The organism is Microcystis sp. M20BS1 (assembly GCF_020245305.1).
Classification (GTDB): domain Bacteria; phylum Cyanobacteriota; class Cyanobacteriia; order Cyanobacteriales; family Microcystaceae; genus Microcystis; species Microcystis ichthyoblabe_A.
Window position 1 is genome coordinate 1 of the sequence record NZ_JADBUZ010000164.1, and the last position, 3,916, is coordinate 3,916.

Annotated in this window: 4 protein-coding genes and 1 pseudogene; 1 reads left to right on the plus strand and 4 read right to left on the minus strand. The window is 44.8% G+C overall.

Annotated features, from left to right (window positions below):
• Positions 1-211: pseudogene (locus IM507_RS16475) on the plus strand (DUF4277 domain-containing protein); the annotation flags it as partial.
• A 360-nt stretch (positions 212-571) separates the two neighbouring features.
• On the opposite strand, the gene IM507_RS16480 reads toward IM507_RS16475, so the two are convergent.
• From IM507_RS16480 to IM507_RS16495, 4 genes are all read right to left on the minus strand, one after another.
• Positions 572-2,437 carry an SUMF1/EgtB/PvdO family nonheme iron enzyme gene (locus tag IM507_RS16480; RefSeq protein WP_287637356.1) on the minus strand — a complete coding sequence of 622 codons (1,866 nt, stop codon included), beginning with the start codon at positions 2,435-2,437 and terminating at the stop codon, positions 572-574.
• A complete protein-coding gene (locus IM507_RS16485; protein ID WP_002777669.1) occupies positions 2,430-2,804 on the minus strand; it encodes a Pepco domain-containing protein in 375 nt (124 codons plus the stop codon). Before IM507_RS16485 ends, IM507_RS16480 begins: the two co-directional genes overlap by 8 nt.
• A 145-nt stretch (positions 2,805-2,949) precedes the next feature.
• Positions 2,950-3,108 carry a hypothetical protein gene (locus IM507_RS16490; RefSeq protein ID WP_287637357.1) on the minus strand — a complete coding sequence of 53 codons (159 nt, stop codon included), beginning with the start codon at positions 3,106-3,108 and terminating at the stop codon, positions 2,950-2,952.
• A 246-nt stretch (positions 3,109-3,354) separates the two neighbouring features.
• Positions 3,355-3,588, minus strand: coding sequence for a hypothetical protein (locus tag IM507_RS16495; RefSeq protein ID WP_287637359.1), 234 nt, complete (start codon positions 3,586-3,588; stop codon positions 3,355-3,357).
• Positions 3,589-3,916: the final 328 nt, after the last annotated feature.

Here is a 3,916-nt window from a genome sequence, read left to right on the forward strand (position 1 = left end):
AGTCAAAAATCTAGACCATCTGGGATTAGTAGCCGGAATTATCGATGAAATAGGAATCGTTGAAATTATCAACGAACAAGTCTCAATTGAGCGAGGAGAAATTGTCACAGCGGGGCAAGTCGTCAAAGCAATTATCCTGAACGGATTGGGATTTGTCTCCCGGGCCTTGTATTTATTTCCTCAATTTTTTGAAGATAAAGCAACCGAACATCGCTACGCGAGATCGTTCTACATCTTTCCATTCAATTGTACCGATCGCATAATCTTGTTGCAATCGTCTGAGTCTTCTCCTACCCCGATGAAGGTTACTATTCCTGACGTGAACTCGGTCGGGTAGAATGCGAAAACCGAGGAAACTAGCACCGTATTTAGTGGCAAAAAGTTGACTTTTGGTCGCAACGCGCTCGCTACGCGAGATCGGGTGAATTTTCAGCTAATTCTTTGATTGCCTTAATAAAATTTAACATTAACGCCATTTTCTCAAAAAAATCGACCCGCCTAAGGGCGGGAAAGAAAAGAAAAAAGAAAAAATAGGGAATGAGGGTAAAAAGGGAAAAAAAGGGAAAAAGGGTTACAGAGTCCTCCCGGCACCGCACACCACCCGAAAACCGCGGCTGCTGCCGTTGACGCAGCGGTTGAGGTTGTTGCGGAAAGCGGAACGGCAGCCATTTGGATTGAGGCACCAAGAACCGCCCCGCAGAGGAGAACGATTATTATTATCATTTTCTATCCAAGCACTGCCATCCGTCGGCGCACCGTCATAGTTATCGTAACAAGTATTGGCACACCATTCCCAGACATTGCCGTGCATATCGTACAGTCCGAAGGCATTGGGGGGAAATTGTCCCACGGGAGTCGTTTGTTGTCGATACTCTCCCTTCGCTTCTTCTGCGTAGGTATTACTGGTATCGTAGTTGGCCAATTCCCCCGTAATGGTTTCCCCAAAGTAGAATGGGGTGGTGGTTCCAGCACGACAAGCGTATTCCCATTCCGCCTCACTCGGTAGTCGATACTCCCGTTTTGTTTCTCTTGATAGTCGTTTACAAAATTCCGTTGCTTGATACCAGTTGACTCTTTCTACGGGTAGCTCATCCCCTTTGAACTTAGAAGGGTTTGTCTCTAGGTCGATGTCTATTTTAGCGGTTGCGGTGATCGCTTTCCACTGGGACTGGGTGATGGGGTATTTACCCATAAAGAAGGGTGGGACAGTTACTTCATGTTGTGGTCTTTCCCTTCTAAATCCTTCCCAACCAAATTTTTTTACCAGTCTTTCGATTTCCTCATCTTCCGTTCCCATCAGGAAAGTTCCCCCCAGTATGGCAACCATTTCTAAGGTGATGCCGTTGCCCAAATCTTGGGCGAAATATTGGGACTGCTTCGACTCTTTTTTGATTTGCTCACCCTTCGCATTTACTCCCACGATCTCAAAGTTAAATACCTTGAGTCCAGTTTCTTGAGAAGGTTTAGGGGTCGATGACCTATTTCCCTCAGACCCTGTGACGTATTCGCGACGCGTCAAAGGAATCGAAGACTGTCTTAGAGCGATGCGCTTGATAGCTTCGATCGCATCTAAATCGCCACGAGATGCTCCTAAGACACGAATCCATAACTGTTCAGCTAAGTCAAGGTCGCCCCTATTTTCTGCTAAGGAAGCCTGATATTTTAGGGGTTGCACGTCCCTAAGCGTGGCCACTTGTTCTAACAAAATAAAATAGAGCTTGTGGGGCGGTTCTGCTTTCAGATAGGGATTCTGTCTCGGTTTCCCATATCTAGCGTTAGTTTGCTCGACTTGACGGCGCAGATGTTCGTCTAGACGCTCGACCGTAGCACAATTGGCTTCTCCTTGCCGCCGCAATCCTTCCAGCAGCGTATGAGTAAATGAGCCTTGTTGTAACTCATCGATCTCCCAAGATTGCTGATTGGCAGTACAGGAATAAAAGGTTATGACTCCCTGATGCTCCTCTTCTCCAATGCCCAGACCGCCTCGGCTGTCTTCATCTCGACAGGCATCTAACAATAGTACGACGTTATCGGCCCCAGACCGCCGCAGCCGCTCGGTGACATAATCCACCGATACAGCCGTTTCTCTTACATTACCCGGATCACTATCCGGCAGCATCAGATAGTCTTTGTCTTGATAGCGCCTGCCATGACCAGCAAAGAAAAACCAGAGATTGTCTCCAGACTTAAGCAGGGGAGTCTCGAACTGCTTCTGAAGAAACCGCTTGAGACGACCGTAGGTTGGCTGCGTGGGAATGGGGGGACTAGCAGGAATGGGTGGAGAATCTTCGGTAAAGAGAAATATCCCACTGCGATCGAATCCTCCCTCCCCTTCACACCAAGCTTTGATCGCTTCCGCGTCTTTCTTGGCGTATTTCAGCGGCTTGAGGTTGTCATACTCGTTGATGCCGATCGCTATCACCCAGTTTTTAGCCATCTTTTCTCTTGAACTTAAATGTCATCGCTCCTTTCCCTCCTGCTTTGCCCCCGATCCCAAACAGGCTAACTTGTCCTTCCCCATTAATTTCTACAGACAGTTCCACTTCATCGAGCCGGATTTTAGCGCTTGGAGGATCGGCTTCATCGAGCATTTCCCGCATCGCTTTGAGAAAGCCCTTCATTTCTAGCTTCAGTTTGGACACATCCACTTGACTTCTTTCGGTGGCCGCAACTTCGGGCGATCTTTTCTGTTCACCGATCTGTCCCCCGATATCACTGCTACTTCTAGCGCCGGTGGGCGTTTTTTGAAGATCATCACCCGTAATAATCCATATTTTGCTGGGAGTCGCGATATCTTCGGTCATTGTGTTGATTTCCCCTAAATGTTATCTCGCTTGCCTTTAGCCAAGCTTTCTAATTCCATTATCTTTCTCTCAACCTCTGCCATCCGCTGACTCAACGGTACAGTCTCGGCACAGCCTAAATAAGCAGCGTTGCCGAAGGCACTCGCTACGCGAAACCGCACTGACGATCACATCCGTCTTGGACGTGCCAACCCGCTCGACGTACTGGTTGAGTTCGGCGAGGAGAGGTGGGGGAATTCGGACGGCGATTTGCGGTTTGCCCATAACAATTACATTTCTTCTCCCGCCATGCTACCAAACGCATGACTAAGTATCACCCTTCCAGTCATTTTTCTTAACGAACGACCGAACAGCGAGCTACCTTCGAGTACCATCCTACAGTTATTCGCTAGAAACAATACAGGACAAAAGTTACAGAAAATTTTAAAAACCTTTCCTTAAAAAATTAAGCGAACCATGAATAAAAAATTCTCCTTAGCCCAAAAGTATTCAGCAACAATTTCAGCTTTAACTTGGGATTTTTCTATAGATTTACCAAAAAAGAATTGTGTTACATTTTGTCATAATCTTCTGGCTCCCCATCTGAAACTTTAGCTAATGCTTGTTGAAACTTCTCCCAACTTCCCTGTTGTGCTTTTTCTTCTAGATAATCTTTAGTCATCCAAGAGGATATTTGGGCAGATAAAGCCATTGTTATCAGTTGCTCTACTGGTATGTTTTTTTTATTGGCTAAGGTTTCAATTTGTTGATATAAAACATCTGGAATGTTGGTGCTTAGTTTCATGGTTTTATTTCTCCTAGTAATCGTAAAAATTGTTTGGGTGTTAAAATAAAAATGCCGAATTTTTCAATAGGTTGTAGGTCTCTTTGATTGTAACTGATTATAAAATTAGCTTGACATTTGAGAGCTAAGTCTATAGAACTCTTGCAAATTAATTATATGTTATAATCACGGGTTAACTAATTTTCCCAAAAAAATTAGTTAATCAGTACATTCGTCCTGAATGAAAACTTGAAGTTTAACTTTTAACTCAAAACTCTTTAGAGCTGCTTTAATTTGGTTATCAAAACCTCTTTATTTAAGCGGCACAAACTATCTCAATTATAAAAAT